At 38.3% G+C, this 25,876-nt stretch carries 30 protein-coding genes; 6 read left to right on the forward strand and 24 right to left on the reverse strand.

The features are described from left to right. Positions 1 to 5 precede the first annotated feature (5 nt). The 10 genes from comGE to I588_RS15530 form a co-directional block, all read right to left on the reverse strand. A complete protein-coding gene (comGE, locus tag I588_RS15485) occupies positions 6 to 191 on the reverse strand; it encodes a competence type IV pilus minor pilin ComGE (RefSeq protein ID WP_010759702.1) in 186 nt (61 codons plus the stop codon). Continuing rightward, a complete protein-coding gene (gene comGD, locus I588_RS15490) occupies positions 178 to 636 on the reverse strand; it encodes a competence type IV pilus minor pilin ComGD (RefSeq protein WP_034694437.1) in 459 nt (152 codons plus the stop codon). Before comGD ends, comGE begins: the two co-directional genes overlap by 14 nt. Continuing rightward, the gene (comGC, locus tag I588_RS15495) at positions 617 to 892 is read right to left on the reverse strand and encodes a competence type IV pilus major pilin ComGC (RefSeq protein WP_010759704.1); all 276 of its coding nucleotides are present in this window, start codon (positions 890 to 892) and stop codon (positions 617 to 619) included. Before comGC ends, comGD begins: the two co-directional genes overlap by 20 nt. Next, positions 886 to 1,896 carry a competence type IV pilus assembly protein ComGB gene (comGB, locus tag I588_RS15500; protein ID WP_010759705.1) on the reverse strand — a complete coding sequence of 337 codons (1,011 nt, stop codon included), beginning with the start codon at positions 1,894 to 1,896 and terminating at the stop codon, positions 886 to 888. The genes comGC and comGB overlap by 7 nt, the downstream gene beginning before the upstream one ends. Further along, positions 1,893 to 2,807, reverse strand: a complete 915-nt coding sequence (gene comGA, locus I588_RS15505) for a competence type IV pilus ATPase ComGA (RefSeq protein ID WP_010759706.1) — start codon at positions 2,805 to 2,807, stop codon at positions 1,893 to 1,895. Before comGA ends, comGB begins: the two co-directional genes overlap by 4 nt. A gap of 67 nt (positions 2,808 to 2,874) precedes the next feature. After that, complete coding sequence (gene trmB / locus I588_RS15510; RefSeq protein WP_010759707.1) at positions 2,875 to 3,528, reverse strand: tRNA (guanosine(46)-N7)-methyltransferase TrmB; 654 nt, start codon at positions 3,526 to 3,528, stop codon at positions 2,875 to 2,877. A gap of 39 nt (positions 3,529 to 3,567) precedes the next feature. After that, complete coding sequence (locus I588_RS15515; RefSeq protein WP_010759708.1) at positions 3,568 to 4,350, reverse strand: phosphotransferase family protein; 783 nt, start codon at positions 4,348 to 4,350, stop codon at positions 3,568 to 3,570. 99 nt (positions 4,351 to 4,449) lie between these two features. Continuing rightward, entirely contained in the window at positions 4,450 to 5,307 is an 858-nt protein-coding gene (gene dat / locus I588_RS15520; protein WP_010759709.1) for a D-amino-acid transaminase, read from the reverse strand. Between the two features lie 3 nt (positions 5,308 to 5,310). Then, complete coding sequence (locus I588_RS15525; RefSeq protein ID WP_010759710.1) at positions 5,311 to 6,519, reverse strand: ABC transporter permease; 1,209 nt, start codon at positions 6,517 to 6,519, stop codon at positions 5,311 to 5,313. Next, positions 6,512 to 7,252, reverse strand: a complete 741-nt coding sequence (locus I588_RS15530; RefSeq protein WP_010759711.1) for an ABC transporter ATP-binding protein — start codon at positions 7,250 to 7,252, stop codon at positions 6,512 to 6,514. Before I588_RS15530 ends, I588_RS15525 begins: the two co-directional genes overlap by 8 nt. Before the next feature lie 128 nt (positions 7,253 to 7,380). Here I588_RS15530 and I588_RS15535 point away from each other — a divergent pair, with 128 nt between their 5' ends. The 4 genes from I588_RS15535 to I588_RS15550 all read left to right on the forward strand — a co-directional run bounded on the left by I588_RS15535 (position 7,381) and on the right by I588_RS15550 (position 10,316). Continuing rightward, the gene (locus tag I588_RS15535; RefSeq protein ID WP_139243958.1) at positions 7,381 to 7,815 is read left to right on the forward strand and encodes an HIT domain-containing protein; all 435 of its coding nucleotides are present in this window, start codon (positions 7,381 to 7,383) and stop codon (positions 7,813 to 7,815) included. Continuing rightward, a complete protein-coding gene (locus I588_RS15540; RefSeq protein ID WP_010759713.1) occupies positions 7,816 to 8,202 on the forward strand; it encodes a YtxH domain-containing protein in 387 nt (128 codons plus the stop codon). A gap of 166 nt (positions 8,203 to 8,368) precedes the next feature. After that, positions 8,369 to 9,394, forward strand: a complete 1,026-nt coding sequence (locus I588_RS15545; protein ID WP_010759714.1) for a peptidylprolyl isomerase — start codon at positions 8,369 to 8,371, stop codon at positions 9,392 to 9,394. A gap of 94 nt (positions 9,395 to 9,488) precedes the next feature. After that, positions 9,489 to 10,316 (forward strand): NUDIX hydrolase, encoded by an 828-nt coding sequence (locus I588_RS15550; protein ID WP_010759715.1) that lies wholly within the window; start codon positions 9,489 to 9,491, stop codon positions 10,314 to 10,316. Positions 10,317 to 10,365: 49 nt separating this feature from the next. On the opposite strand, the gene I588_RS15555 is transcribed toward I588_RS15550, so the two are convergent. The 4 genes from I588_RS15555 to I588_RS15570 form a co-directional block, all read right to left on the reverse strand. Continuing rightward, positions 10,366 to 12,333: a HelD family protein gene (locus I588_RS15555; RefSeq protein ID WP_010759716.1), complete on the reverse strand. Its 1,968-nt coding sequence runs from the start codon at positions 12,331 to 12,333 to the stop codon at positions 10,366 to 10,368. Positions 12,334 to 12,450: 117 nt separating this feature from the next. Next, positions 12,451 to 12,849: a VOC family protein gene (locus tag I588_RS15560; protein WP_010759717.1), complete on the reverse strand. Its 399-nt coding sequence runs from the start codon at positions 12,847 to 12,849 to the stop codon at positions 12,451 to 12,453. Between the two features lie 72 nt (positions 12,850 to 12,921). Beyond that, positions 12,922 to 13,311 (reverse strand): hypothetical protein, encoded by a 390-nt coding sequence (locus I588_RS15565; RefSeq protein WP_010759718.1) that lies wholly within the window; start codon positions 13,309 to 13,311, stop codon positions 12,922 to 12,924. A 35-nt stretch (positions 13,312 to 13,346) separates the two neighbouring features. Beyond that, on the reverse strand, positions 13,347 to 14,165 hold the full coding sequence (locus tag I588_RS15570) for a hypothetical protein (RefSeq protein ID WP_010759719.1): 819 nt from the start codon (positions 14,163 to 14,165) through the stop codon (positions 13,347 to 13,349). Positions 14,166 to 14,295: 130 nt separating this feature from the next. Here I588_RS15570 and I588_RS26470 point away from each other — a divergent pair, with 130 nt between their 5' ends. Continuing rightward, positions 14,296 to 14,724, forward strand: coding sequence for a helix-turn-helix domain-containing protein (locus I588_RS26470; protein WP_010759720.1), 429 nt, complete (start codon positions 14,296 to 14,298; stop codon positions 14,722 to 14,724). 40 nt (positions 14,725 to 14,764) lie between these two features. Here I588_RS26470 and rlmN read toward each other — a convergent pair whose 3' ends face one another. From rlmN to I588_RS15590, 3 genes are all read right to left on the reverse strand, one after another. Next, positions 14,765 to 15,829: a dual-specificity RNA methyltransferase RlmN gene (gene rlmN / locus I588_RS15580; RefSeq protein WP_010759721.1), complete on the reverse strand. Its 1,065-nt coding sequence runs from the start codon at positions 15,827 to 15,829 to the stop codon at positions 14,765 to 14,767. 161 nt (positions 15,830 to 15,990) lie between these two features. After that, positions 15,991 to 16,773 carry a glycyl-radical enzyme activating protein gene (locus I588_RS15585; RefSeq protein ID WP_010759722.1) on the reverse strand — a complete coding sequence of 261 codons (783 nt, stop codon included), beginning with the start codon at positions 16,771 to 16,773 and terminating at the stop codon, positions 15,991 to 15,993. Between the two features lie 15 nt (positions 16,774 to 16,788). Then, positions 16,789 to 19,137, reverse strand: a complete 2,349-nt coding sequence (locus I588_RS15590) for a formate C-acetyltransferase (RefSeq protein ID WP_010759723.1) — start codon at positions 19,135 to 19,137, stop codon at positions 16,789 to 16,791. A gap of 169 nt (positions 19,138 to 19,306) precedes the next feature. Between I588_RS15590 and I588_RS15595 the strand changes: the two genes are divergently transcribed. Continuing rightward, positions 19,307 to 20,068, forward strand: coding sequence for a DeoR/GlpR family DNA-binding transcription regulator (locus I588_RS15595; protein ID WP_010759724.1), 762 nt, complete (start codon positions 19,307 to 19,309; stop codon positions 20,066 to 20,068). A gap of 33 nt (positions 20,069 to 20,101) precedes the next feature. On the opposite strand, the gene I588_RS15600 is transcribed toward I588_RS15595, so the two are convergent. From I588_RS15600 to I588_RS15630, 7 genes are all read right to left on the reverse strand, one after another. After that, positions 20,102 to 21,037 carry a LacI family DNA-binding transcriptional regulator gene (locus I588_RS15600; RefSeq protein ID WP_010759725.1) on the reverse strand — a complete coding sequence of 312 codons (936 nt, stop codon included), beginning with the start codon at positions 21,035 to 21,037 and terminating at the stop codon, positions 20,102 to 20,104. Positions 21,038 to 21,055: 18 nt separating this feature from the next. Continuing rightward, entirely contained in the window at positions 21,056 to 21,328 is a 273-nt protein-coding gene (locus I588_RS15605; RefSeq protein ID WP_010759726.1) for a hypothetical protein, read from the reverse strand. Between the two features lie 82 nt (positions 21,329 to 21,410). Further along, entirely contained in the window at positions 21,411 to 21,776 is a 366-nt protein-coding gene (locus I588_RS15610; RefSeq protein ID WP_010759727.1) for a hypothetical protein, read from the reverse strand. Positions 21,777 to 21,884: 108 nt separating this feature from the next. Then, a complete protein-coding gene (locus tag I588_RS15615; RefSeq protein ID WP_010759728.1) occupies positions 21,885 to 22,982 on the reverse strand; it encodes a PTS fructose transporter subunit EIIC in 1,098 nt (365 codons plus the stop codon). 11 nt (positions 22,983 to 22,993) lie between these two features. Beyond that, on the reverse strand, positions 22,994 to 23,302 hold the full coding sequence (locus I588_RS15620) for a PTS fructose-like transporter subunit IIB (protein ID WP_010759729.1): 309 nt from the start codon (positions 23,300 to 23,302) through the stop codon (positions 22,994 to 22,996). Positions 23,303 to 23,320: 18 nt separating this feature from the next. Continuing rightward, a complete protein-coding gene (locus tag I588_RS15625) occupies positions 23,321 to 23,785 on the reverse strand; it encodes a PTS sugar transporter subunit IIA (RefSeq protein ID WP_010759730.1) in 465 nt (154 codons plus the stop codon). A 4-nt stretch (positions 23,786 to 23,789) separates the two neighbouring features. After that, positions 23,790 to 25,739, reverse strand: coding sequence for a BglG family transcription antiterminator (locus I588_RS15630; RefSeq protein WP_010759731.1), 1,950 nt, complete (start codon positions 25,737 to 25,739; stop codon positions 23,790 to 23,792). Positions 25,740 to 25,876: the final 137 nt, after the last annotated feature.

A 25,876-nucleotide genomic window follows, 5' to 3' on the forward strand; every position in this document is an offset into this window, starting at 1 on the left:
GCTTTTTACGGATAGAGCCGTTTATGGCGAAGCTCAATATAAAGATTGCGATATTGCTCAACCTTTTCCAACTGCTGCTGGGTCTGTTTTTGCAACTGAATCGTGATCGATAAGTAGCCATAAGTCATTCCCATCATTAAAGATAAGCTTACTAGACTCTCTAATAAAATATATCCTTTATTTTTTTTCAAAACGACCACTTCCTAACTGAAATTGGTAAGTAACCTCTCCATACTTGTCGGTAAACCTGATTTTAGGAATGCCGGTCTCTGGTTGATTCGTAGAAACGTTTCCCGTACTACTTTTAAACATAATCGAGTATCCGCTATGCAAAACAACTGATTCTGGTACTTCCAAATTTTTCCAAGGAAGCTCTTCCTCAATTGTCTTAAAAGCAATCAGCTGTTTATCTGGATGCAAGTCAATTCGGGTATTTTTTTGATCACAAATTGCTACCTGCTGGAGATGCAGCATTGACTTCTCTAGTTGATAGTAAAAAAATTGACATTCAAGCTTTTGTTGCCAACTGGAGAACATCACCGTTGGCAACAAGACAAAGCTGCAGATTACAATCATAACGATTAAAGTTTCGATCAATGTGTATCCTGATTCATTTCTAAGGCTTCGCTTTTTCATAGGTTTCTTTTTGTTTGTCTGTAATATACCCATCCGTTACTAATTCTTCTAATGTTGGACGACTGCCTGTTTCTAATTCATAAACTTCCATTTGCGTTTCAACTACCTTAACAATCGATTCATCACTTTTGTTCTTGGCAGAGTCTTTTTGCTTCATGATATTTGGCACAAACAACAGCAGTAATATACTAATAACAAATAGAACGACCATCATTTCCAGTAAAGTAAAACCTTTGAGCTTTTTCTTTTTCACCATATTCCCTCCAAACCGCTGGATAGCGGCAAAAGCATAGCAACATAAATACTGACAATTAACAAAGCAACTAACAAAAATACAAGTGGCTGCAGCCAAGAACATAAAAATTCTAGTCGGGCAAAGAAGCGTTGCCAAACCAATTGGCTATAGACAAGCAATTCCTTTCCTAAATTGCCCCGAACTTCACCCTGCTGGACTATTTGTCCGAATTCCTTCGTCAAAAAGGGATACGCTTTTAATTGATGAGCTAAGGATTGACCTTGAACTAGTTGCTGCTGTAATGAAGCTGCTAATTCTTTCATAAGCGACTCTTTTTCTGTTGCCAGAAGACACGCAATAATCTGCTGCAGTTCCAAACCTTGATCAAAGAGTTTTCCCCACTCTAAAGCAAAGTAGGCTGAATAATAATCCCGATGCAACCGTCCAATTAACGGTAATTTAGCTAGAAAGCTATATTTAATAAGATAGCTTTGCTTCTTTCCCCAATAGTTCCATAAAATTAGCAATAACATACCTATTAATAAAACACCGATAACAAACCAAGGAGCTGCCTGGATGAAGAGAATCGAAGGATTATCGACAGCTATCATCCCACTTTCTAACAATTGAGGTAAAAGAAGGGTTCGCATACCCAACAAAATTAGCAGTAAAAAGAGCAGCAGCAAAGCTGGATAGGAAATCGCCTTAATAAAGTTTTGACGTTGTTTTTGAACCAGTAACATCTGTTTCGCAATTCCCTTTAAAGTAAGAGCAATACCTCCATGCATCTCGCCTAAAGCAACCTGTAATACTTGATCAGCTGAAAAGTTTAGCTGGGCAAAGCTTTTCGATAAAGATTGTCCGCTATGAAGATTTTTCTGTACTAATTGTACAAGTTCCACTGGAAAAGTATCTGTTGTCTGCAGAAAGTACAACGCCTGCTGCAAACTAAAACCATTCGTAAGTAGATCTCCTAATAGCTGACAAAAGGTAATTTTTTGTTGGGATGTCAATCTGTTTTTCATAGCTTTCTTTCCTCAACTTGTTTCAATCCTTCTTGCCAGCTAAAATGTTTTGGCTGATCCTCGTAAAATGTGTAGCTCATCAATAATCCTACTTCCTTTTTCTGGTAGGGAAGTAATTCTTGGTAAATAATCCCGCGCAAACAATCTTGTAATAATTGCTTATCCCCTCCTAACTCGATTGCTCGATTCTCTGCTGCTTCTAAACTAGACGCGTGTAACGTTGCAAATACACAATGACCAGTTAGTGCCGCTCGAATTGCTCCAAGAATTGTTTTTTGATCACGGATTTCACCAATGATTAACACATCCGGATGATGGCGTAAAGATAGTTTGATGAGCTCCTCATAGGTCTGATGAATCTTTTCATTGACCTGCAGCTGCAGAAAATCCGACTCTTCAATTTCGACAGGGTCTTCAATAGTTAATACTTGACCGCCACGTTCCTTCGCCAGCTTATACATTAAGGTTGTTTTTCCAGAACCCACTGGTCCACAAAACAGATACAAGCCTTTTGAATGGCAAGCCTGAAGAATAGTCACTAATTGTTCAGGCAATAAGTAATTCTCACAACTATTCCCAAACGAATGCAAAAAGCGGATGACTAAGCTTTCTCGCTGTAAATAGTCACCTACAGTAGATAAGCGCAAACGCTGCTCCTTATTGGGAAGAATATAAGTAATTGCTCCTAATTGTGCCTTGCGCCTTTCACTGACATCCATTTGTCCCAAGTACTTAAACCGACTAATCAACTGCCTTCCAATTTCATCTGATACACAACCCTGGCCATGATAAAAAGGGCCTTGACGAAAGTAATACTCATAATGATCTACTTTGGGCATTAAATAGAAATCCTGCATCTGCTCCTTAGAACCATACCAAACCAATTCTGTTGAAAATTCTTCGATAGTCATCTCCTTCACCTCGTAAATAAATTACGCAAAAAAAAGCGAGTCCAATCTAGACTCGCTAAAAAAGTTTTTATTTTTTTGTTTTATCTGAAAAACGAGCTTCTACACGATAAATTGGTTGCCCTTTTTTAGAAAATTTTTCTTCGTATTCGGTCATGATATTTCCTTCATACGGACTATGGTGCAAGTCCAACCAAACTTGTTCCAAAATCATCCCATATTTTGAGAAACTGCTTAATGAATATTCAAATAACCCTTGATTGTCAGTTTTAAAATGAATCTCACCATTGGGACGTAAAATAGCTTCATCTACTGCTAAAAAACTTTGATAAGTTAAGCGGCGTTTTTCATGTCTTTTCTTAGGCCACGGATCTGAAAAATTCAAATAGATTTGATCTACTTCACTTTCTGCAAAATAATTAGTTAATTCTGAGCCATCGACATGCAGCAATTGTAAATTCCGTACCGGTTCATCAATTAATTTGTCTAAAGCAAAAGAAACTACGCTTACTTGCATGTCTATTCCAATATAATTAATCTCTGGATGTGCTTGAGCCATTTGATTGATAAACTGTCCTTTTCCCATACCGATTTCAATATGAATTGGCTGATTATTTCCAAAATGCTCTTGCCAACGCCCCTTCCAGCTTTGAGGTTCCTCAACTACAAACTGTGGATGAGCAGCTAATAGTTCCTCAGCACCTGATCTTTTTCTTACACGCATGATTAATTTCCTCCTTAAAAAAAGCTGAACCTAAATCGTTCAGCTTCCAGCAAAAATTCGTTTTAATTGCAATATTGATTGATTCATGTGACGAAATTCCTGGCGTCGATACAACCGGGATATTTCTAATAGTAAACTCATTAGAGCATACCAATATACACGCTCCATGTTCGCATCAGTAGGCCGAATCCCGTAGCGAACCAGCCACTTACTCCAGCTTGAGAGCGGTACATAGCTTCCTAAAATTGTACCTATATCTAAAGCAGGATCGGCAAACATAACCGAATCCCAATCGACCAAATAAAGATAATTACGACAGACTAACCAATTACGATGGTTTACATCTCCATGCACAACGGTATAATTCTTTTTTGGATAATAAGGAATATTTTGCTTCAAATAATTATGGACTAACTCAATAAAACTATTTTGATGCAACTCTGGCGGTATGCTTTTTTCAAAATCTGCTAACAATTGTTGGGGAGAAACTTGGCGTCCGCCTACCTTTTTTAGCATCATCTTTAATGAATCAGAATGATGCAAATGATATAGTACATCTATTACATCATTGCGCTGTTTAATTTCTTCTGGACTAAGCACCTGACCATCTAGCCACTCTTGTGCAGTTAACGTATCGCCATTCCCTGTCCGTTTAATCCACACCAATTTAGGTGCGATTCCTTCTCTAGATAAAGCTGCCAGCATAGGAGTAGTATTTCGTTTTATAAAGACACGGTCTTCATCTCGATACCCGATATAGGTTTTGCCGGTGTCACCCTTAATTGGACTAACACGCCATTCGCTATCTAACTGAAAATCCATCTTATGGGCCTCCTCATGCTTTTTTCGCAGTACCTCTTATTCTAGCTAGGGAAAGCAGCTTCGTCAAGAGCATGTATGTTCTTCTTTAGTCTTTTTGGATTACATTTTCTTTACAGATTCTTCTATTGCCTCAATATAAGCCTTTTGCAATTGTTTTGTGATTATTCCTGGATTACCATTGCCAACATTTTTACCATCAATACTAATAATTGGCATCACTTCAGCCACCGAACTAGTTTTGAAGCATTCGTCTGCTTCTATTAATTGTTCCTTAGTAAAAGGTTCCTCGATTAACTGGATTCCAAGTTTTTCAGCTAATTGTCGCACTTTAATTTTCGTAATTCCTGGTAAAATTAATTCGCCATCCGGATGAGTATATAAAATACCATCTTTTACCATCCAAAGATTGGATGATGAAGCCTCTGTCACAATACCATCTCTTATAAGTATAGCATCATCATAACCCTTCTCTTTTGCTTCGTTTAAAGCCAAAATATTACCTAATAAACTGATTGATTTAATGTCGCAATGCAGCCAGCGTTTGTCAGGAACAAATCCACCATGAATGCCGTTCTCTAATTTTTCATTTGGTCGGCTTGTTGCTTGAATATCTGCTGTTAATACCGGCATAACCTCTTTAGCATCTGGAAAGTCATGTAATCTTGGCTTGGCCGTCCCGTGAGTTACTTGGAAGTAAAGACGTCCGTTTTTGATTCCTACTTCTTCAGCAAACTTATGCAATCGCTGACTGAACTCTTCCTTAGTAAAGGGTAAGCTTAAACGAATCTTATTGGCACAGTGCCAGAAACGTTCTAAATGTTCTTCTTCCATATACAGCAATCCATCGTAAATACGAATCACTTCATAAATTCCATCACCAAACTGATACCCGCGATCTTCCGTATCAATTCTTACTTCTGATTCATCAACAATTTTATCATTCCACAGTATTTTCATTGGTTAATCCTCCATCTTTCTAATACGAACCGGCACATAAAACCAAACAAACAAAGCAGTTTCTCCTATTAAAATAGCAAACAGCAATAAACTATCCACCACAGTCAATTGGGTCAAGGCAACTCCGGCAAAAACAAAAGCCGCAATTCCTAACAAGCAAGCAATCATTTTTTGTAATGAAGCCTGCTTAGTCTTTTGACTAACCGGATACAATTGAATAAAACTAATATAATCGAATTGACTGTATAATGGAATCATTTGAAATCCAATTAAATAGATTAATAGGGCTGCTACGCCCGTGGCATAAAGAAAATCCTGCAAGGTAAAAATTAATATCCCGCCAATTACCACTAAGCGCAAGTAAAGTCCACTGTATTCAGAACCTCGTAGTGCCCGACGCATAAATAAATAAAGATAGGTGTTAGATTGCTTAAAGGTAATTCGTGCTAACAGGCCATCTAAGTATTTGCGACGTTTTACTTTAGCCTCAATTTCCGGCACATCTGTAAACAAATTAATAAACTGATAAATTCGATACAATCGACTCCGTTCAAGATCAGCCATTTTTTCCCAATCCAATAAACGAGCACCTGGCTTAGTTGTATGAGAAAAGATAAGCGTGAAAAGCAACGCTGCTCCAGTACCAGCTAATGGGGTTAGATATAAACTAGCTGCAATTACTATCAAACTAGCTGCATACCACAACAATTTTAACTGCTGAATCTTGGAAACAGTTTCTTGGTAGCAAGCCAAACGTAAAATAGTTAAGTGACAATACTTTAATAGCCACAGCATTAGGGCAAACCAAACGATGTTGTTAAATCCATACCCGGTACTTACTACATACAGAGGCATCGATACTCCCACAATTAGAGCAATCAGAATCATAGGAAAAACCAGCGAGTAACGCAGACCCTTTTGTAAATACCCCTCCATCTGCCGTTCCTTTGGCAAAATAAAAGTAGTATCGGCTGGTTCAATTAATGTCACTAAATGACCAACGGGTAAAATTAAAAACCAGATAACACCAATTATAGGAAGTCCCCAAATAAAATCGGCTGGTAATTCTTTTAATAAATTGGAGTAGTAAAACCCCAGCCCTCCAACTAAAAATAAACAGACTAAGACAAAATGATCATTTAACACATAACGCATGTACTTCATCATTTTCTTTTGATGCAGTCTTAGTCGTTGATTAAAAAAATCAGACATTCGCCTCAGACTCCTTTGTCAATGCGACATAGATTTCGTCCAAGGAAGAGCCTGGCAGATTAAATTCCTGCTGAAGCTCACTCAAGGTACCTTGCGCTCGTACTTCACCATTGTGTAAAACGACAAAACGATCACAATATTTTTCAGCAGTTGCTAAAATATGGGTGGACATCAGAATCGCAGCCCCTTCTTTTTTCATTGCCATCATCAATTCCAATAAAGCATTAATTGCTAATGGATCCAAACCTAAAAATGGTTCATCAATAATGTACAAGCTAGGTTGAATCAAAAAAGCGCACAACACCATTACTTTTTGCTTCATCCCTTTAGAGAAGTTCACTGGGAACCATTCCAACCGATTTTCTAATCGGAAGGTTTTCAGCAACTGTTCAGCCCGCTGCATCGCCACCTCTTTAGGAATATCATAGGCCATCGCTGTCACTTCGATATGCTCCCGCAACGTTAATTCTTCATATAAAGAAGGTGTTTCAGGGATGAAACCAATCTTTTTGCGGTAATCCTCCGGTGCTTGAGCCAAGGTTAGATCGTCGATTGTAATTTTTCCTTTTTGAGGTGTTAATAAACCAATAATATTTTTTATTGTTGTAGATTTACCAGCTCCATTTAAACCAATTAGGCCGACCATCTCACCGTTTTTCACATCAAAACTAATATCTTTCAAAACAGGCAAATGACCATAGCCGCCTGTTACTTGCTGAATGGATAAACTCATTTTATTCCCTCCAATACTTGTCCTATATTATAGCAGAAGTTTTGCAAAGATTTTTGACAAAGTGATTTCATTTTTGCGCACAGTTGAGAAAAGTTATGGTAAAGTGAAAGTAAGCAAAAAAAGAAAGGGTGTCTGTCATGGAAAACTGTATCTTTTGTAAAATTATTAATCAAGAAATTCCCAGCTATAAAGTGTATGAAGACGATAAAGTCTATGCCTTTTTAGACCTATCTCAAGTAACAAAAGGGCATACTTTAGTTGTTCCGAAGCAGCATGTTGCTGATATTTTTGAATACGATGAAGCTTTAGCAGGTGAAGTATTTGCACGAATTCCTAAAGTTGCCAAAGCACTAGAAAAAGCTTTCCCCGAAATGGAGGGCTTGAATATCTTAAATAATAATAAAGAATTGGCTTATCAATCAGTCTTTCACTCTCATGTACATTTAATCCCACGTTACAGCAAGCAGGATGATTTCTCTATTCATTTTGGGGACAATTCTGAAAGCTACAGCAAAGAAGATATGCAGGCGATTGCTGAAGCGATCAAGGAGCAGGTGAACTAAATGGGCTTTTTCAAAGGACTCTTAGTGGGTGCCGGAATTGGAACTGTTGGCGGATTACTCTTTGCCCCGAGAAAAGGTGAGGAAACCCGCGAGAAATTAGTGAACGATGTTCGTGATGTTGTTCAGTTAACCGATGAGCTGAATGACAGCTTAACTGATTTTCGTGAATCCTTAGTGGAACTAAAAACAACTGTTAATACGTTAGTCCCTGAATTTAAAGCCGAAATAGAAAGTGACATTGAGGAGTTTAAATTTCAGGCTGAACCACGGATTCAGCAAATCCAAGAACAAGTAGCGCTCATTCAAAGTCATTTGCCGGAAGAAATGCAAAACAATACCAACAAACAGGGACGTTTTATCTTAGAACGCCCTGGTAAACTTAAATAATCAACAGGACGGGCACATTTTTATGGCTCCGTCCTTTCTTTTATGCCTTTAATGTGAATTTTTATAGAAACTATCTGTAAAAGTCTTTATTTTACAAATTTAAGTGTGGTATAGTGATTGAGGAGCAATAATACGCAAATAACTTAATACAGGAGTGTAACTTAGAATGAAGAAAAAAATCGTTTTAGCTACTGCTGGACTATTAAGCGTCTTAGTCTTAGGTGCTTGTTCAAGTAGCAACAGTCAAGAAATCGCAACAATGAAAGGCGGTAAATTGACCGTAGAAGATTTTTACAATGAAGCAAAGAAAGAACAAACTAACCAACAATTAGTTCGCAACATGATTATCTATGATGTCTTTGAAAATGCTTATGGAGACAAGGTTACTGATAAACAGATCGACAAAGAGTACAACAAACAAGCAAAACAATTAGGCGATAGCTTTGAAAGTCAGTTACAAGCTGCTGGCTATACAAAATCTTCTTATAAAGACTACCTAAAACAGTCTTTAGCTTTCCAAGAAGGAATCAAGAGCCACATTAAACTAACAGATGCTGACAAAAAAGCAGCATGGGAATCTTTCCATCCAGAAGTAGAAGCTAGAGTCATTCTGGCAAGTAGTGAAGATGAGGCCAACGAAATCAAGAAGCAACTTGATGATGGCGGCGACTTTGCTAAGATTGCTAAAGAAAAATCACAAGATACTGCTACTAAAGAAGATGGCGGTAAAGTTAAGTTTGATTCACAATCCGACGCTGTTCCTTCTGAAGTAAAAGAAGCAGCATTTGCTTTGAAAGACGGCGAAGTATCAGCTGTAGTTTCTGCAATGGACGCTTCTACTTATCAAACAGCTTACTACATCGTTAAAATGGAGAAAAACACTCCTAAAGGTAACGATATGAGCAAATATGAAAAAGAAGTAAATGAAATTGCTGAGAACACAAAAATGGCTGACCAAACCTTCACTTCTGAAGTAATCGGTGAAGAGTTGAAGAAAGCAAATGTGAAGATTAAAGACGAAGCCTTCGACAACATTTTGTCTGACTTCTTAGGAACAACTGATTCTACTGGAACTTCTTCATCTAAGAAATCTTCAGACAAAGAATCTAAATCTTCTACAGAGGCATCAACTGAAGCATCAAGTCAAGCTTCTACTGAAGAATCACAAAGCAGCACTGAAGCATCTAATTAAACACAAAAAGGGAATTCCAATTGGAGTTCCCTTTTCTTCGTTATTCATGCTACAATATGGTATCAATTACTTTTAACAGATAAGGTGGATAGTCATGAAAGAATTCCCTTCAAAAGAAGCAGAAAAGGATTATTATGAACACGAAGCTTCCGAGGCAGAATTTTTGTCTTGGTATAAGCAGCAAGATCATCCCCAATATGAAAAGCCATCCGTAACAGTGGATATCGTTGTCATGGGTTACAATAAAGAAGAAGATCAGTTAAAAATTCTTTTGATACAACGTCGTGGCAATCCTTACCGCAACTCGTGGGCGTTACCTGGAGGTTTCGTTCAAAGCAATGAATCTACCAATGACAGTGTTCGTCGGGAAACTAAAGAAGAAACTGGTTTAACGATTGGTCGACGCAATGTGGAACAACTACATACCTTTAGTACACCAAATCGTGATCCGCGTGGCTGGGTTATCACCGTCAGTTATATTGCTTTTCTAGGTCAAGTACCTCCAAAAGCTGGTGATGATACGCAGGATGCTCGCTGGTTTAATATGGAACGTCATGGTGATTCATTGTTCTTAACTAGCGATGATATTTCGATTGAAATTGATTTAGAAACGGGAAAATCAATTGGCAGGGACACCTTGGCTTTTGATCACAATGAAATTATTCGCAAAGCCTTCAACCGTGTAGTAAATAAAATGGACCACGAACCACTGATCCTTCAAGTACTAGGTGATGAATTTACTATCACTGAAGCGCGCAAAGTATTTGCGAAGTTTTTAGGAATTGATTTTAAAACAGTGGATCACTCCAATTTCAAAAAAGCTATGCTGCAATATTTTGATGAAATCGGTGAACGTCCAGTAGGTATTGGCCGACCATCAAAAATTTATCGTTTAAAAGATGAAATTGGTGAAAAGAAATAATTGAATAACTGGAAAACCGGCCAGACTCGTCTCTAGCCGGTTTTTGTATTTATCTGGTAAAGATAATTAGCTGGTGAAGTGCTCGAGTACAACAAGTATACAATCGATTATTTTTACGTTGCAGCTGCTGAGTTTCAATATCCGGTAAAATTACGGTATCAAATTCTAACCCCTTAGCAAACTGAATCGTTGTCACTACAATATTATCCTCAATTTTATTGGTGTTTTCAGTGACAATTGTTGCCGAAACAGACAGTTCTTCAGCCAATTGATAAACTTCCTGCTGACTTTGACAAATAATTCCACAGGTTGAGAAGCCACTCTTCTGAAACTCAACCAATCTTTTCCTGATTTTAGTCCATTTATCCTCTAAATTTTCAATAGCTGTGACTTCTACAGGAGCCCCATGTCGATTAACAACATTCAGCTCTGAATTGTTTGAAAACTGTTTAGCAAATTCGATAATCTCATAACTAGAACGATAGCTTTGGTTAAATTCTACTACCCGGTTCGCTGGTAAAAGTTGGGCTAATTTTTCTAAAAACAATTGCTGATCGCCAATTAATGCCTGATTAATGTCCCCACAGATTGTTTTCTCACCTGGGAAAAGCATCTGCAGTACTTGGAATTGCAAGATAGAGTAATCTTGCATCTCGTCGACAACTAAGTGCTGAATGTGTTGTGTTGGTTTAATTCCTTCCAAATGGAGTTTGAAATATAGATAAGGATACAAATCACTATTTTCCAAATAGTCTTTGCCACTAGCGCCTCGATATTTCTGTGGTAAAGTTTCTAAAAATCCCAAATAAGCTGCTAGGCTGTCTGAATATCCCAATCGCTTTTTGAGCTTAGCAGCAATTGACTTACTGCTATTTATCCTTTCTTCTTCTGCAATTCTTCTACTAACTTCTTCAATCAAAACAAATAATGGCTTAACGTTTTCAAATAATTTTGACAGCCTTTCTTTGGTGATTCGTTTCTCCTCTGACAGTATTAAGTCTTCTAAAGAAACCTGTTGCATCAATTGCTGAAGATAAGCTATCAGCTTTTCGAAAAAATCTGAGGAGCTCCGGTAACGATAACTTTGACTTCGCAAAGAATTAGGCTGCTCAAGTATTTCCGTTAATTCTGCCTGCCGACTGGATACAGAAATAGCTTCATCGATGAAGCTTTTTCCCAACGAACCAATATCCATTTGCTGTAATTCATTTTCTCCTAATTCGGGCAGAATATTGCTGATGTAGCTGGAAAAAATTTGATTAGGTGACACAATCAAAATGTTTTCAGCAGTGAGGCTGTCCCTTTTTTGATACAGTAGAAAAGCCATTCGATGCAAAGCAACTGAGGTCTTTCCTGAACCAGCCACACCTTGAATAATCAAATTTTTCGTTTTAGTGTCGCGAATCACTTCATTTTGTTCCTTTTGAATGGTTTGAATGATGGTCTTCATTTCATGAGAAGAAATTTGACTCAGCTCGTGTAATAGGAATTCGTCATTAACCGTGTCCTCTGTATCTACCATTAAACGAATCTTTCCATCTTTTATTTCAAATTGCTTTTTTTCCAAAATATTCCCGCTAAATATTTTACCAAAGGATTCGTAACAGCCCTTTCCAAGATTGAATTCATAATACAGAGAAGCAATGGGTGCTCGCCAATCATAAATCAGCTGTTCTCCCCTATCGTTAGCAAAACCGTAACGTCCAATATAAAATGGCTCGACCTCTTCTTCTTGCTGATACTGAAATCCTATTTTTGCAAAGTATGGATTGCTCATTTGATAATTCAATTTTTGCAGAATCCCTGTTTCTAACGTACTTCTGTGGTCAATGAAACTCATTGTCTGCTGATAATTATACACCTCATATTTGTCCAGCTCTGCTTTATAATCAACCGTATGCCGCTTTAATTCTTTGTACTGATCTTCATTAGAATCAATCGTTGCTTCAAGTAAGTTAGCCTGTTCGCTAATCGTTTCAATGATTCTTTCAAGATATTGTTCTTCTGTGACATTCATCCGATCATCCCCCTTTGTAAATAGACCTATAGTATACGGGAAACAAAAAGGTTGGTGGGTTAGTGGAGCGTTAAAGTAAAAAGAACCCTCAGTCGATGACTGAGAGTCCGTTGTATACTAACTATTCATCCAATTTGGTTCTAAAATATTGCCATCTGGATCTTCTACTTCTAAACCAAACATTTGATCTTCGGGAATTCCCATATCAATATGATAGTAATCCCCGCCAGTTGCTCTAGCCTTTTCTGCAAACTGCTTAACCGCTTCAGCACTTTCTAAGCTAAATGAAACGAGTACACTGCTAGTAGTTTTAGGATCAGCTATTTTACGATCTTTAATAAACTTTCGATAAAAGTCATAAGTCAATAACATAATCCAGAAATGGTCATCCCAGACTACTGCACTAGCCTCTTCCGTAGAAAACTCTTCGTTTTTTTTAAATCCTAATGCTTCGTAAAACTGAATCGAACGCGGCAAATCGGTTACTGGAAAATTAACAAATACCATACTTGTCATTCTGACCATCCTCTCTTTAACGTTATTATGCGCGCCAAAGAAAACGGTGTCAAAATCTTTGATTGGCTTAGTTTATTTTTTTAGCAGCAGCTGCATTTGCTGTGTTAATACAAACAGCTGATTTTCCAAAACAGCCACTCGCTTTTCTAAAGCGGATAATTCTTCTAGACCAACATTTTTTTCAGTCATTTTTGTAGGAGAATACAGCTTCGGCAAACCAGAATTTTTGTACTGTTCAAGTAAAAAAGGGATTTTTTGATTATCAATTTTCACTTGTGTTCGTTCGGTAAGTTCTCCTTCCTCATTCACTCGACGAGTTATTAATGTTTCCATCCCGTCAAAACAATTATCACCTACAACATAGCCCGTATCTGTTTTTCTGATTGCGCCGACCTCTCTCAGCCATCCATAGAAAGTGGTTTGGTTTAGTCCGTATTCTTTTCTTACTTCATGCAATTTCATTTTATCACGCTCCTTGTTTAATCAAAGATACGCAATTAATCGGTCATTCGTTTTATGATTTCCAAATATTTTTTAGTTGCCAATTCACTTACTTGGCCTTTTTTGCAGAATTCCAGCTTGGATAATTTACGATTCACCCGCTCAACCACGATTTGATCATCTACTGTTCGTTCTCTTAATGCTTCAAAAGCATCCTGAAAACGGAGATCCTTACGTGCGTGCTCATAAAAAGACAACACGTAAACATAGTGAAAAAGATTATAATCACTCAAGGGATATTCCACCTGCATAAATAGAGTACCAATCCCGTAATGGCACGGACCTATTGGAGCTTTCGTTTCCCAATGGTCTAGAAGAAAATCAATTGCCTGATTCAAGCTGTCATCAGAAAAATACTTGGTGTATCGAAATAGATTTAAAGCATTTAAGGTAGGTAATGGATTGGAATGCTCGGTTTCAGGTCCTTTTCCAAAATAGAATTTCTTACACCACCAGCCACCATCTGAATAACGGGTTTCCATCAAATGGGCCAATGTTTTTTTCATCCGAGGGTCTTCTAAATAACCTAGACGAATTAATAAGGTTGCTGCCGGAATAGTTTGGCAGGGAAAAACGGGGCCCTTCGGATATAGCTTGAAATCTCCCGGCTCCTTCCAAGATTCCCAAATCAACTCGCCAACCGTTTGTAAAATTGGATCTTCTGGTGAAACACCTAATTCCAACAAATAATTGGCAGAAGCGATACAAGAAAATGCACCTCCATTAGTTAACCGGCGATCCTCTGTTGTCCAGTAATCCCATTTTTGGTCATAACGATGACTTAAAATTGTTTCAATATCTTTTTGATAATCCATTTTTGTTCTCCAAACTTTTCTTTTAATTGTAGCAATTTTCCCTTTACAAATCACTGTTTTTCCGTAATGCAAACATTCTTTGCTAGCAATTTAGTGGATTATTTTGGATAATTATTGTGAGGTGAGAATCATGGAAGTTGGAAAAATGCTAAAAGAACGCAGAGAGACAATGGGGGTTTCTCAGGAAAGTATTGCTCAAAAAATGTATGTTTCTCGTCAAACGATTTCGAATTGGGAATTAGGAAAGACTTATCCAGATATCGAAAAGTTAATTGCATTAAGTGAATTTTATGAAGTAACTTTAGATGAACTCGTAAAGGAGGATTCTATCATGAAAGAAAAACTAATTACTGATGCTAAAGAGTTGGCGCAGTTAAGAAAGCACAAGACTTGGTTTCGAATTAGCCAAAGCCTGTCATCGGTGGCCTTTGGGGGTGCACTTTTTTCTGATGACTACACGTGGTTATTGATTATTGCTGCGCTACTTTTTTCGGTCTTTGGCGCCTATCATTGGACTTTTTTCGATGACGATAAATCCACTGATCCCTTATTTCCTTAACCGTAAAAAATCCTCCCACCGATAAGTGAGAGGATTGTAATTAATTAGTGACTGTTTTTTTCATTTGCTTACTGCGTAATTGTCCGCAAGCGGCATCAATATCAGTACCGTGTTCTTTACGGATGACACAATTGATACCATTTTTCTTTAGCACATCGTAGAAGCGTAAAACGTCTGCTTTTGAGCTACGAGAATATTGATCATGTTCACTCACCGGATTATAAGGAATCAAGTTAACATAAGTGAGCTTCTTCTTGTCTTTTAAAAGCTCAGCTAATTGTTTGGCATGCTCTGGACGATCATTAACGTTTGCAAGCATAATATACTCAAACGTGATCCGGCGATTGGTAGATTCTAAATAGTAGTCAACAGCCTCCATTAATTTTTCAATAGGGAAGCTGCGATTGATTCGCATGATTGAAGAACGAACTTCATTGTTTGATGCATGCAAGGAAATGGCCAAATTAACTTGCAGTCCATTTTCAGCGAATTTCTTGATTTTAGGCACTAAACCACTTGTCGATACTGTAATATGGCGAGCACCGATAGCTAAGCCTTTGGCATCATTGATTACGTGAATAAAATCCATTACATTCTCGTAGTTGTCAAATGGCTCGCCAATCCCCATTACAACAACGTGAGATACGCGTTCATCCTCACCTCGTTCATCAAAGTAATGTTGGACTAGCATAATTTGAGCCACAATTTCACCAGCAGTTAAATCTCTTTGTTTTTTCAATAGACCTGATGCACAAAAAGTACACCCGATATTGCAGCCTACTTGAGTAGTCACACAAACAGATAAGCCATATTCTTGACGCATCAAAACAGTTTCAATCATATTCTTGTCTGGCAATTCAAATAAGTATTTAACTGTTCCGTCGTTTGATTCTTGTACCACCATTTGCTTTAAAGGATTAATGCAGAAATTTTCTTCCAACAGTTCAATGGTTTTCTTTGAAAGATTACTCATTTGATCAAAGCTGGTTACCCGTTTTTGATACAACCATTCCCAAATTTGTGTCGCTCTAAATTTCTTTTCTCCATGCTCAATCAGCCAATCGATCAAGGCTTCTTTTCTTAATTCATAAATTGATGGTTTCAAACTCTTATCCCCTATTTCTTATGTCTTAGCCGTGCTTCTTTTCACAAATAGAAACTGGCCTAGTAAAGTCTCGCTTCATACTATAACCGATTAAAAAAATGAAAGCAATCGCCTTTGGAAAAAATCAATAAAAAGACTGTCAGTTTCCTGACAGTCCCGCTTTATTCTAAGCCATCAACATTTGTATAAATACCTGCATCTTCAAATTCGTTCTTTAGTTCATTTATCTCAGCTTGGGTTAACGTATTTGTATCCTTCATAGTATATTCCCAGCCCAAGTAATCATATTTGCTGCTGCCGTATTGATGAAAAGGAAGCAAATGAACTTCTTTTACCTCCAAATTTTGTAAATAATTGATTAAAGCTGAAATATTATCAGGCGCTGTTGTGTATCCAGGAATTAAAGGGATACGAGGAATGACCTCTAAATGATCTTGGCTTAAGAGAAACTCAAAATTTTCTTTGACTGTTTCAATCTTAGAACCTATCACTTGTTTACTTGATTCAGCATCCATTATTTTCAAATCAAACAAAACCTGCTGCAAATAAGGTGTTAACTTTTTAATCTCGTTCAAAGGAAAACATCCGGTGGTTTCAATGGCGGTGTGCACACCTAAGTAATTGAATTCTGCCAACAAATCCGCAGCAAAATCGGCTTGCATTAATACTTCTCCTCCAGAAAGGGTCACTCCTCCACCAGAGGTTCGGTAAAATATCTCATCCTTCATCACTTCGTCCACCAACTCGTCTGTTGTACGCCAGCTTCCAATCGTTTCAGTTTTGCCGTTTTTAGTCCAAGTTGTTGGTGTAACTGCTTTTCTTGATTCAGGATTGGAACACCAGGGACATTTTAATGGACAGCCTTTCAAAAAGATAATGGTACGAATTCCACCACCATCGTGCACAGAATAGCGTTGGATATTAAATACTAATCCTTTGGACATGGATATTCCTCAATTCTACAATTCATGTTCAACACGTGCGATAATATCGTCTTGAATTTGTTTATTCAAATCAACGAAGAAAGCACTGTAACCTGCTACCCGAACTAGCAATCCCGTATATTTTTCTGGATGCTTTTGGGCCTCTAACAAAGTCGCTTTTGATTGAACGTTAAACTGAACGTGTTGAATTTTTAGTTTTGTATAAGCCATTAGAAAATCAGCAAATTTATTTAATCCTTGTTGACCTTTTAGCGTATTGGGTTGGAACTTCAAATTAAGCAAGCTGCCATTTACTGTTAAATAGTTATCTAATTTACTAACTGATTTTAAAACAGCTGTTGGTCCTAAATGGTCTCGGCCTACCATCGGTGACAAGCCGCCATCTGCCAATTGTTCTTGCGCTTTCCGGCCATCTGGCGTTGCGCCGACTGCTTCACCTAATGGAATGTGAGCAGAAACTGTATAGGCTCCAGCGATAAACTGTCCACCACGAACATTAGTGTATTTTTCTAGCTCTTTAGCATAGTGTCTGAATAGCTGAGCTGCGATCAGGTCGATTTCATCATCATCGTTTCCATACTTCTCAAAATCTTGGATCACATGTTTTTGCAATGCCTCGTATTTTCCAGTATAATTTGCGGCCATTGCCTCTACTAATTCAGAAAAGCTCATTTCGTGGTTTTCGAAAACCATTTTTTTTATGACATACAAGGAATCACTCAGATTCGCTTCGCCAATACCCTGAACACCTGAAAAGTTGTACCTTGCGCCGCCTTCAGTTACATCCTTACCTTTTTCCATACAATCTTGAATTAAAACTGAGAGAAATGGTGTGGGCGCATAGTGCCGATGACCCAAATCAACAATATCTGATCCTTTGGCGACTAGCTCTACATAATAAGCAATTTTAGCTTTAATAGTTTCGAAAAGCTCCTCATAGGTTACATCAATTTTGTCTTTCAGTTCATACATACTCAATTCCATAATACGTAACAAATTGAACAAAGCAATATCATGTAAGCCATAGGTTCTTCCGGGAATGGAGGTTTCCACACAGCCAACCGTTGCATAATCACGCGCATCATCCAAAGAAACGCCTTTACTCAAGAAGGCAGGAACACAAACCTCATCATTAAAAAGCTGCGGAATTCCGGTACCTAAGCGGATTGTTTCACAGGTTTTCAATAAAAACCGTCGCGGAATTAATTCATTCATACGAACAGAAAGATTCGGCTGTGGCAAAAGGACCTCATGATACAAATCTAGCATAATATAAGATAAGGGATTCACCGAAGCGTGGCCGTACTCATCTAGCCCGCCTAGAACAACCGTATAACCAGTTGGAAAGCCAGCGAAGCATTTTGCGCTGCTTTCACTGCGTAAAAGCACCACATCATTGGTTTTAATATAAAAATCCCCTAATACTTCATACAAGAATGCTTCAGGAATTCCATTATCTAGAGAAGCTTGATAATAAGGATACATGTATTGATCCATTCGCCCTAATGACAAGGAGGAGGCATTAGATTCATATTGACCCACAATACTAGTCATCCATAATAACTGTAAAGCTTCATAAAAGGACTCCGGCTTTTCAACACTTAGCTTCCGGCACATCGCTGCTATTGTTGCTAATTCTTTTTGACGATTAGCTTCTGTCTCCTGATGGCTCAATTCTGTTGCTAAGTCAGCATATCGCAGAAAATGTTGCTGCATTCCTTGAAAAATGATCAAACCAGCTTTGAAAAATGTATTATCAGGTTCTTCAGCTGTTTTCGCTTTTAACTCATCAATATAGTAACCTACACCATTGCTTAGAATAGCAGGAAAATCCATAATGATATGGCCTTGACCTTTATCGGTTTGATTCAATTTGAACACTTCATCCGCCAACGCTGTTTTGACCTCATCCGTCAGCTGCCCATTGATAAAATCCTTCATCGAGCGACCTTCCCAATAAGGATAAAGCTTTTGACGATAAATCTCTTTATCAGCTTCAGTAAATTCAAACTGATCCTGAGGCCGTTCATCAATCGTATCAATTTCTTTTAAAATCCAATAAGGATCCATTTCGGGAGAAATAATTCCCGAACGAGGGCGAACCGTACGATTCCCTACTAGCAGCTCTCCTTCACGAATACTGATGGCTGCGTTAGCTAATATGTGAGCGACTGCTTTCGCCCGACGAATAATAGTTGGCTCCCCTTCAGTTTGTTGATAGCTTTCCGTATAGAGTAGTGCTCGCTCTAAAGAGATTTGCCGTTTTTCTTTAAACAAATTATCCTTCATTCGTTGAATGCGTTCGTTTCCGTTTGTGACTACATTGGCAATATTTTTTTCTTTATCTATAATTCCCGTCGCCATTTCCTACCATCTCCTCTTCTCCCTTAGTATACGAATGCACAAGTAATAAATCCACGTATTTTATTGAATTTCAGATAAAAACTTGGATTTACCCTGATTTTCCCAAGTTTTTTATTGCTTTTTTTGGAATAGCATGGTACGTTATCCATAAGAATATGGGGGAATTTAGATGAAAGCAGCGGAGATTGCTCAACGGCGAAAAACAATTACCGAATGGCTGTATCAGGAAGAATCCTTGAAGGTTGCCCAGCTGGTTGATTATTTTCAGGTTTCCGACGAAACAATTCGTAAAGACCTCGCTTATTTGGAAAAAGAAGGCATTTTACAGAAGGAACATGGGAAAGCGGTGCTTGTTAAGGAAACAGAATTAGCCCCTGTTTCCCTTCGAACTGTTAACTTAAAAGAAAAGGAACGAATTGTAGTAAAAGCGTTGGAGCTAATTAATGAGAATGATCGAGTCATTGGTATGGATCAAGGGAGTACGATTGCTTTACTGGCTAAGCGCCTGCTGCCTTTAGATCAACGACAAATTTTCACTGGTTCCTTGGCTGCTATTTTACAACTGACTAATGGGCGTCATTTGATTCATTCCTTTGGTGGCCAATATTCAGCTAGCGATATGGCTTTTCGTAATGATACAGGCAAAGAAATGTATCCCGATGTTCAATTTGATCTTTGCTTTTTCGGTTCCAGCGGTGTTAAAAATCGTAAAGGCTTTTGTACCTCCTCTTTGGTAGATGCCGAGTCAAAGCGAATGATGTTAAGAAAATCACTGAAGAAGGTCGTTTTGCTTGATAACAGTAAATTCGAAACCACCTCTTTAGTTCAGGTAGCACCATGGTCAGAGATAGACATTGTGATTGCTAATAAGGGAATTCCTCACGACTATGAACGTATGATTAGCGCTTTTGCCCAATTGATCTTGGTATGATTTACGAACAAAAAAGGACTTGGCAGTTTTTGGCTAAGTCCTTTCGTTGTGTTTTACAAAAGTATAAGGTATTTTTATACGTTGTGTTTCCTCGGTAATTAATGCTTCAAAAGCCTTGCGGCCGCATTCTGGCAAATGATGATCGATCGTTGGAAACTTCAACACTCTGCTGATGAAAAGATTCTCCTGTCCAACAATTAATGGTGCTTTTTCTTTTCCATACCCTTCAATGATGCCCGCAGCAACTTCATCACCATTACTAAATATCCCATCTACCTGATTTTGCTTGAAAAAATTTGCTACAGCTAGTCCATCTTCAGCTTCTTGACAGCCCCAGCGCATCAGTTCAGGATCAAACCTGGGAAACAACTCTTCACATAGCTGCATTGCCAGCTTTGAATTATTACTTCGTTTACCCGTTCGTCCTAAAGTTAAACCGATTTTTTCGACACCTTGGTCTTTCAAGTAATTTAAGCTCTCTCTGAAGGAACCTTTTCTGTCGATAAATACACTGCTTAATCCTTCCACTCGAACATCTTCGCACAAAACGATTTTTCCAAATTTAAGATAGTCAGCGATCACTTCTAAACTGTTGGATTTTGAAGTAATGATAATTCCATCAAAACTCTTAGCAGCTAGTTCATTCAAATAATTTTTTTCGGTTGCCGCATCATAATTAGTCGGCAGTAAAGTAACTTTATATTTCTGGGTAAAGGCTTCCTCAGTAATTCCCTTCACCAGCTGATCGTAATAAGGATGATTTACGAAAGGAACAATCACCCCAATATTTTTTGTCTTACCATAGCTAAGATTGCGGGCTGTATGGTTAGGAACATAGTTTAGCTCTGCCATAACAGTCAAAATTTCTTGCCGCTTCTGTTCATCCACATAAGGATGGTTGTTGATTACTCGCGAAATGGTTGAGACAGAGTAGCCCGTTCTTTTTGCAATGTCACGAATATTCGCCATAAACTTCTCCTGAATTTTTTATGCAGTAAATAACTGATGATAGAGATAACCCACAACATTATTTCCAGAGTCAAAAAATGTAAAGGTATCCTTACCATAGCTAAATTTAATTTGACGATCTTCACTGCCATTAACTGCTAAATTATGAATACCGGTTAGAGATAATTCTTTTTCCCGTACCTTATACAAACCTTGGTGACGCTGGACAGATAAACGCTGTCCTTTAATTTCCAGTGATGCGTAATAGTAATCTGTTCCTGTTTGATCATGGACTTCTACGTAAGCATTCATCGCTATCTCCTCCTTTGGTTATACCCAAAGTATAATGGATGAAACGCGTACCACAGCAAGCAAAAAGCACGGTTTTTCCTGCCTAATCCTCTAATTCTTCAGCTAACAATAATAAAGCAGCAGCTGCTGCACCCTCTTCGTCATCACCTTCATAGGAACCAATCGCATCTTTCCCAAAAAGTCCAGTACCACTGTAAATTTTTCCGTCTTTAATTGTTCCGACAGCTTCCTTGCCAAAAAGACCCGTACCCTTGTATATTTTATGGTCTTTAAATTGTCCGATATGATCTTTACCGATTAATCCGCTGCCGCTGTAAATTTTTCCATCTTTATAAGAGCCCACTAAATCTTTACCTAAAAGACCCGTGCCTTTATAAACCTTGCCATCATCAAATATCCCGATTGCATCCTTGCCGAAAATCCCCGTACCACGATAAATTTTTGCCATGCCTGTTTCCTCCTAAATGAATTCTTTCCATTTAGTATAGCATGTTCCTGTTTTTTCAAGGCAAAATAAGGCAAGCAGCCTTTTCTATAAGGTTGCTTGCCTATGCTATTACATAATTTCAATATCTAAATCAATGTCATCATCGACTGCCGCAGCAGATTCAACGCCATCATCAACTGCCACTGGTTTTTTCAATACAATCACAATTCCGGCTGTAATTGCCACCCCAACCAATGTACCTGCAATATACATAATCGGATTTTGAGCAACAGGTGCGACAATCCAGCCGCCCCATGGTGCCGGATTTCCAGCACCCAATACCATGGCAACTGCAGCTCCCACCGCACTGCCTATCATATTAGCTGGAATACAACGTAAAGGGTCAGCTGCTGCAAAAGGAATGGCTCCTTCAGAAATACCAACCAATCCCATAACAATCGCGGCTTTTCCAGAGTTGCGTTCCTCCATCGTGAATTTCTTCGGTGCAATCAAGGTAGCCACCCCCATCGCCAGAGGAGGAATACAAATTGCGGCACCAATTCCAGCCATAATTGATAATGCAGTAGCACTTGGCATCCCAGTCGCAGGATCAATTGTTCCTACCATCGCTGAACCAAAACCAAACGCTACCTTGTTAATTGGTCCACCCATATCAGAAGCAATCATTGCTCCTAACACTAATCCTAGAAGCATCAAATTAGTTGTTCCCATCGACTCCAGCCATGCAGTCAAAGCAGTCATCAATGCAGCAATTGGTTGACCAATTACCCAGTACATCAAACAACCAACAATGGTTGTTCCTAATAACGGAATAATGAAGATAGGCCCTAATGAACGCAAACTAGAAGGCAATTTAATTTGCTTCAAGTAATAAACAACAATCCCGGCTAATAACCCTGATAAAATTCCGCCTAAGAACCCAGCGCCAATATTACTAGCAATCAAGCCGCCAATAATCCCTGGCGCCAATCCTGGACGATCCACCATTGAGAAGGCAATATAGCCTGAAAGAATCGGTACCATCATACCTAAGCCGGTAATCCCAATATTAGCAATATCAGCCAGCATACCATCCTCTGGTACAGCTGCACTGCCTGAAAACAGCACACTTAACGCCAGCAAAATACCACCAGCCACTACAAAGGGAATCATATAAGATACACCAGTCATCAGATTCTTTCTTGTATCTTTTAGTAAGTTGACCATTCCTGTTCCTCCTAGCCTAATTTTTGCTGTAGTTTCTTGACGATTGCTTCACCTTTATTAATACAATCTCCAGCACTTACCCGAACAACCGGCTTACCTTTGAAGCGTTCTTCGTTTTTGATGCCAATATTATTGGTTAAGATCACTGCATCAGCAGCAGTAATTTGATCTGCAGTTAATTCATTTTCAATTCCAATCGATCCTTGTGTTTCTACATGAATATCTATCCCATGTTTTTTTGCAGCAACCTCCAGGCTCTCAGCTGCTAAATAAGTATGTGCTACTCCAGAAGGACATGCGGTTACGGCTACTAATTTCATTTTATTTTCCTCTTTTCATTAGTTTAATACAGCGGTTAAACTGTCATTGATAACTTGAACAATTTCCTCTTCACTAGCAGAGGTTCTCAACATTTCACGAAAATCCTCATGAACTAGCTTGCGAGATAAACCAGCAATAATTTTCAAATGTTCATCCCCAGCACAATCCTCAGGCACCGCTAAGAGAAAGGCCATTTCTACATCTTTGCCATCTAAACTGTTCCAATCCACTGGTTGCGCTAACCGACCAAAGGCTACCGTACATTCCTTAACATGAGGACTTTTACCATGAGGAATGGCTATCCCAAATCCGATAGCTGTTGAAGTCAGAGCTTCACGATCTAGCACACTTTGTAAATACCCGTCAAAGTTAGTGATGCGATCAGTGGCTTCTATTTTTTTTGCTAGTGCTTTTATGATTTCCTGACTATTGGTTCCTACGGTTGATAAATCAACCAGTTCATTCGTAATAACTTTTACCATGGTCCTACCCCCTGCTGATTTCCTGATAAATTTCCTGTGCATTTTTTCCGGAGAAAAAATGGCGAATATTTTTTTCTGAACGGACAATTTTATGAATATCGGTAATAATCCCTCTCACTAAACTGCGGTCACTTTTGGCAACACACATCAATAATACATAGCTGACTTTTCGCTGATCCCAAACAATCGGCTTTTGCAAGGTTAGGATAAACACCTTGGTCTGCAAAACATTTTGCGGTGAAGCATGAGGAATCGCGACCCCTGTTTCTAAAGCAGTTTCCCCTAACTGTTCCCGTTCAAATACCTCTCGGCGAAAAGCTTGATTGACAATTCTTGCCTTTTCCAGCTGATCAATCATATAGTTTAAACAATCACTTTTAGTATCAATTTCTTTTCCCGTTACAATAAAGGAGGGATCGATGACTCTTTTTAATGATTCGAAAATCACCTCTTGACTAGCAGCATCCTCTTCTTGATAGAAGAAATCCGAATAGAGAGACGTAATATTCTTGATATCCTCCTGGGTAATCAATGTCGAAACCTTGATGGTCGGTTTATCAATAGTTGGCAAGTGAATCGATGAGATAATTAAATCTACATTATCGAGATTTTTCTTGTATAGCTTATCAACAGTCGTAACTTCAGCGATATCTTGAGCAGGTAAAATCCGTTTAATTTTGTTGTAAATCAGCTCAGATGTTCCAATCCCTGTTGGACAGACAATCAGGATTTTTTTACCATTATGGCTCTTTTCTAAAGACACTTGAAAGTACATCGCCAAGAAAGCTACTTCTTCATCGTTGAATTTGACTGCTAATTCATGTTCAACATTGGCCAACGCATACCAGGTCGAGCTGAAAATAATTGAGTATTGGTTCTTGATTTCCTCCACTAACGGATTGGTAATTTCAATTCCTAACTTCAGCCGATAAATCATCGGAATAAAATGATTGATAAAACGGCTGCGCAGCTCCTCATCCTGAGAGAAATCCACCTGCATAATTTCACTCATATTGCTCAATACCTTATCAATAATCGGTGTCATTTCTTCAATAGTTTGAGGCTGATTGGAATAGATTTTTACTCCATAGCCGACTAATTGTCGATTGACATAAGCAACGTCTTCTTCCATGTAGCTGATTGTTAAGCTTTTTGTTATCTCCTCCAACAGTTCACTTGCTAAAAAATAAGTATCAATCATTTTGATTTGATCAAATAGAAATTTGTCCTCTTCTACATGCTGATTCTTTTGCAGACGATATAAAAAGATAATCAATCCCATTGTTAATGATTTCTCATACTGCTCAGGTAGAAAAACCGTTGGATTTTGCTTAAGTACCTGGATCTGCTGAAATACAGCACCAACAATTGATTCACCAAAAATTACCTGAAGCTCTTGCTGGCCCTTTTCTAAAAACTGCTGCTCATTATCTATACTTTTATAGACCAACCAGTTTTCACAAAAGCGAAACAGACTTCGTTGATGATCCTCCTCACTGCCAACAGCCCAAGTCCCCCTTTTGGATGCTACTAATGAAACAGTGTAGGTTTCATTAATTTTTTCCAGATCGCTTGCGATTGAACTAGCACTGACGTGAAAATGCTCTGACAGCTTTTGCTGTGTAACCACCCTTTCGTCTACCAATAACATTTTAGCGATTAATAATTGGCGATTGGCCGGCGTACAGTCGACGCATTCGTCTTCTGTATAATCAAATGCTTCTAACAGCAGCATCTTATCAATTGCATCTCCTACCAGCTTTATTCCTACGCGTGGTTTTTTATCAATTCTTATTTGTTCATCTAAAAAATTCTTCTGAATTCTTTCCAAATCTGAATAAATAGTGCGATTGGTTTTGCCTAATAATTTGGCATAATGAGACACTGGTAGATACTCATCATTTTGCACAAGCAAACTAATTAACTTTTTCTGTCGAGTGTTCATTCCCTTCATTTTGTTTCCTCCAATTGTAAACGCTTATCAACTTAATAAAAATATAGCACAGGTATTTAATGTTGTATAACACAACTCAGTTACACATTAATGTTGAAATTTTTTCACATGCAAAAAAAGAATGACCCCTCGAACAT

It is taken from the genome of Enterococcus pallens ATCC BAA-351 (genome assembly GCF_000407485.1).
GTDB classification, from domain to species: Bacteria; Bacillota; Bacilli; order Lactobacillales; family Enterococcaceae; genus Enterococcus_A; species Enterococcus_A pallens.

Excerpts from the sequence above, each read along its gene's own strand:
- comGD (WP_034694437.1), bottom strand. The coding sequence starts at position 636 with ATGAAAAAGCGAAGCCTTAGAAATGAATCAGGATACACATTGATCGAA.
- comGC (WP_010759704.1), bottom strand. The coding sequence starts at position 892 with ATGGTGAAAAAGAAAAAGCTCAAAGGTTTTACTTTACTGGAAATGATG.
- comGB (WP_010759705.1), bottom strand. The coding sequence starts at position 1,896 with ATGAAAAACAGATTGACATCCCAACAAAAAATTACCTTTTGTCAGCTA.
- comGA (WP_010759706.1), bottom strand. The coding sequence starts at position 2,807 with ATGACTATCGAAGAATTTTCAACAGAATTGGTTTGGTATGGTTCTAAG.
- trmB (WP_010759707.1), bottom strand. The coding sequence starts at position 3,528 with ATGCGTGTAAGAAAAAGATCAGGTGCTGAGGAACTATTAGCTGCTCAT.
- I588_RS15515 (WP_010759708.1), bottom strand. The coding sequence starts at position 4,350 with ATGGATTTTCAGTTAGATAGCGAATGGCGTGTTAGTCCAATTAAGGGT.
- dat (WP_010759709.1), bottom strand. The coding sequence starts at position 5,307 with ATGAAAATACTGTGGAATGATAAAATTGTTGATGAATCAGAAGTAAGA.
- I588_RS15525 (WP_010759710.1), bottom strand. The coding sequence starts at position 6,519 with ATGTCTGATTTTTTTAATCAACGACTAAGACTGCATCAAAAGAAAATG.
- I588_RS15530 (WP_010759711.1), bottom strand. The coding sequence starts at position 7,252 with ATGAGTTTATCCATTCAGCAAGTAACAGGCGGCTATGGTCATTTGCCT.
- I588_RS15540 (WP_010759713.1), top strand. The coding sequence starts at position 7,816 with ATGGGCTTTTTCAAAGGACTCTTAGTGGGTGCCGGAATTGGAACTGTT.
- I588_RS15545 (WP_010759714.1), top strand. The coding sequence starts at position 8,369 with ATGAAGAAAAAAATCGTTTTAGCTACTGCTGGACTATTAAGCGTCTTA.
- I588_RS15550 (WP_010759715.1), top strand. The coding sequence starts at position 9,489 with ATGAAAGAATTCCCTTCAAAAGAAGCAGAAAAGGATTATTATGAACAC.
- I588_RS15555 (WP_010759716.1), bottom strand. The coding sequence starts at position 12,333 with ATGAATGTCACAGAAGAACAATATCTTGAAAGAATCATTGAAACGATT.
- I588_RS15560 (WP_010759717.1), bottom strand. The coding sequence starts at position 12,849 with ATGACAAGTATGGTATTTGTTAATTTTCCAGTAACCGATTTGCCGCGT.
- I588_RS15565 (WP_010759718.1), bottom strand. The coding sequence starts at position 13,311 with ATGAAATTGCATGAAGTAAGAAAAGAATACGGACTAAACCAAACCACT.
- I588_RS15570 (WP_010759719.1), bottom strand. The coding sequence starts at position 14,165 with ATGGATTATCAAAAAGATATTGAAACAATTTTAAGTCATCGTTATGAC.
- I588_RS26470 (WP_010759720.1), top strand. The coding sequence starts at position 14,296 with ATGGAAGTTGGAAAAATGCTAAAAGAACGCAGAGAGACAATGGGGGTT.
- I588_RS15585 (WP_010759722.1), bottom strand. The coding sequence starts at position 16,773 with ATGTCCAAAGGATTAGTATTTAATATCCAACGCTATTCTGTGCACGAT.
- I588_RS15590 (WP_010759723.1), bottom strand. The coding sequence starts at position 19,137 with ATGGCGACGGGAATTATAGATAAAGAAAAAAATATTGCCAATGTAGTC.
- I588_RS15595 (WP_010759724.1), top strand. The coding sequence starts at position 19,307 with ATGAAAGCAGCGGAGATTGCTCAACGGCGAAAAACAATTACCGAATGG.
- I588_RS15600 (WP_010759725.1), bottom strand. The coding sequence starts at position 21,037 with ATGGCGAATATTCGTGACATTGCAAAAAGAACGGGCTACTCTGTCTCA.
- I588_RS15605 (WP_010759726.1), bottom strand. The coding sequence starts at position 21,328 with ATGAATGCTTACGTAGAAGTCCATGATCAAACAGGAACAGATTACTAT.
- I588_RS15610 (WP_010759727.1), bottom strand. The coding sequence starts at position 21,776 with ATGGCAAAAATTTATCGTGGTACGGGGATTTTCGGCAAGGATGCAATC.
- I588_RS15615 (WP_010759728.1), bottom strand. The coding sequence starts at position 22,982 with ATGGTCAACTTACTAAAAGATACAAGAAAGAATCTGATGACTGGTGTA.
- I588_RS15620 (WP_010759729.1), bottom strand. The coding sequence starts at position 23,302 with ATGAAATTAGTAGCCGTAACCGCATGTCCTTCTGGAGTAGCACATACT.
- I588_RS15625 (WP_010759730.1), bottom strand. The coding sequence starts at position 23,785 with ATGGTAAAAGTTATTACGAATGAACTGGTTGATTTATCAACCGTAGGA.
- I588_RS15630 (WP_010759731.1), bottom strand. The coding sequence starts at position 25,739 with ATGAAGGGAATGAACACTCGACAGAAAAAGTTAATTAGTTTGCTTGTG.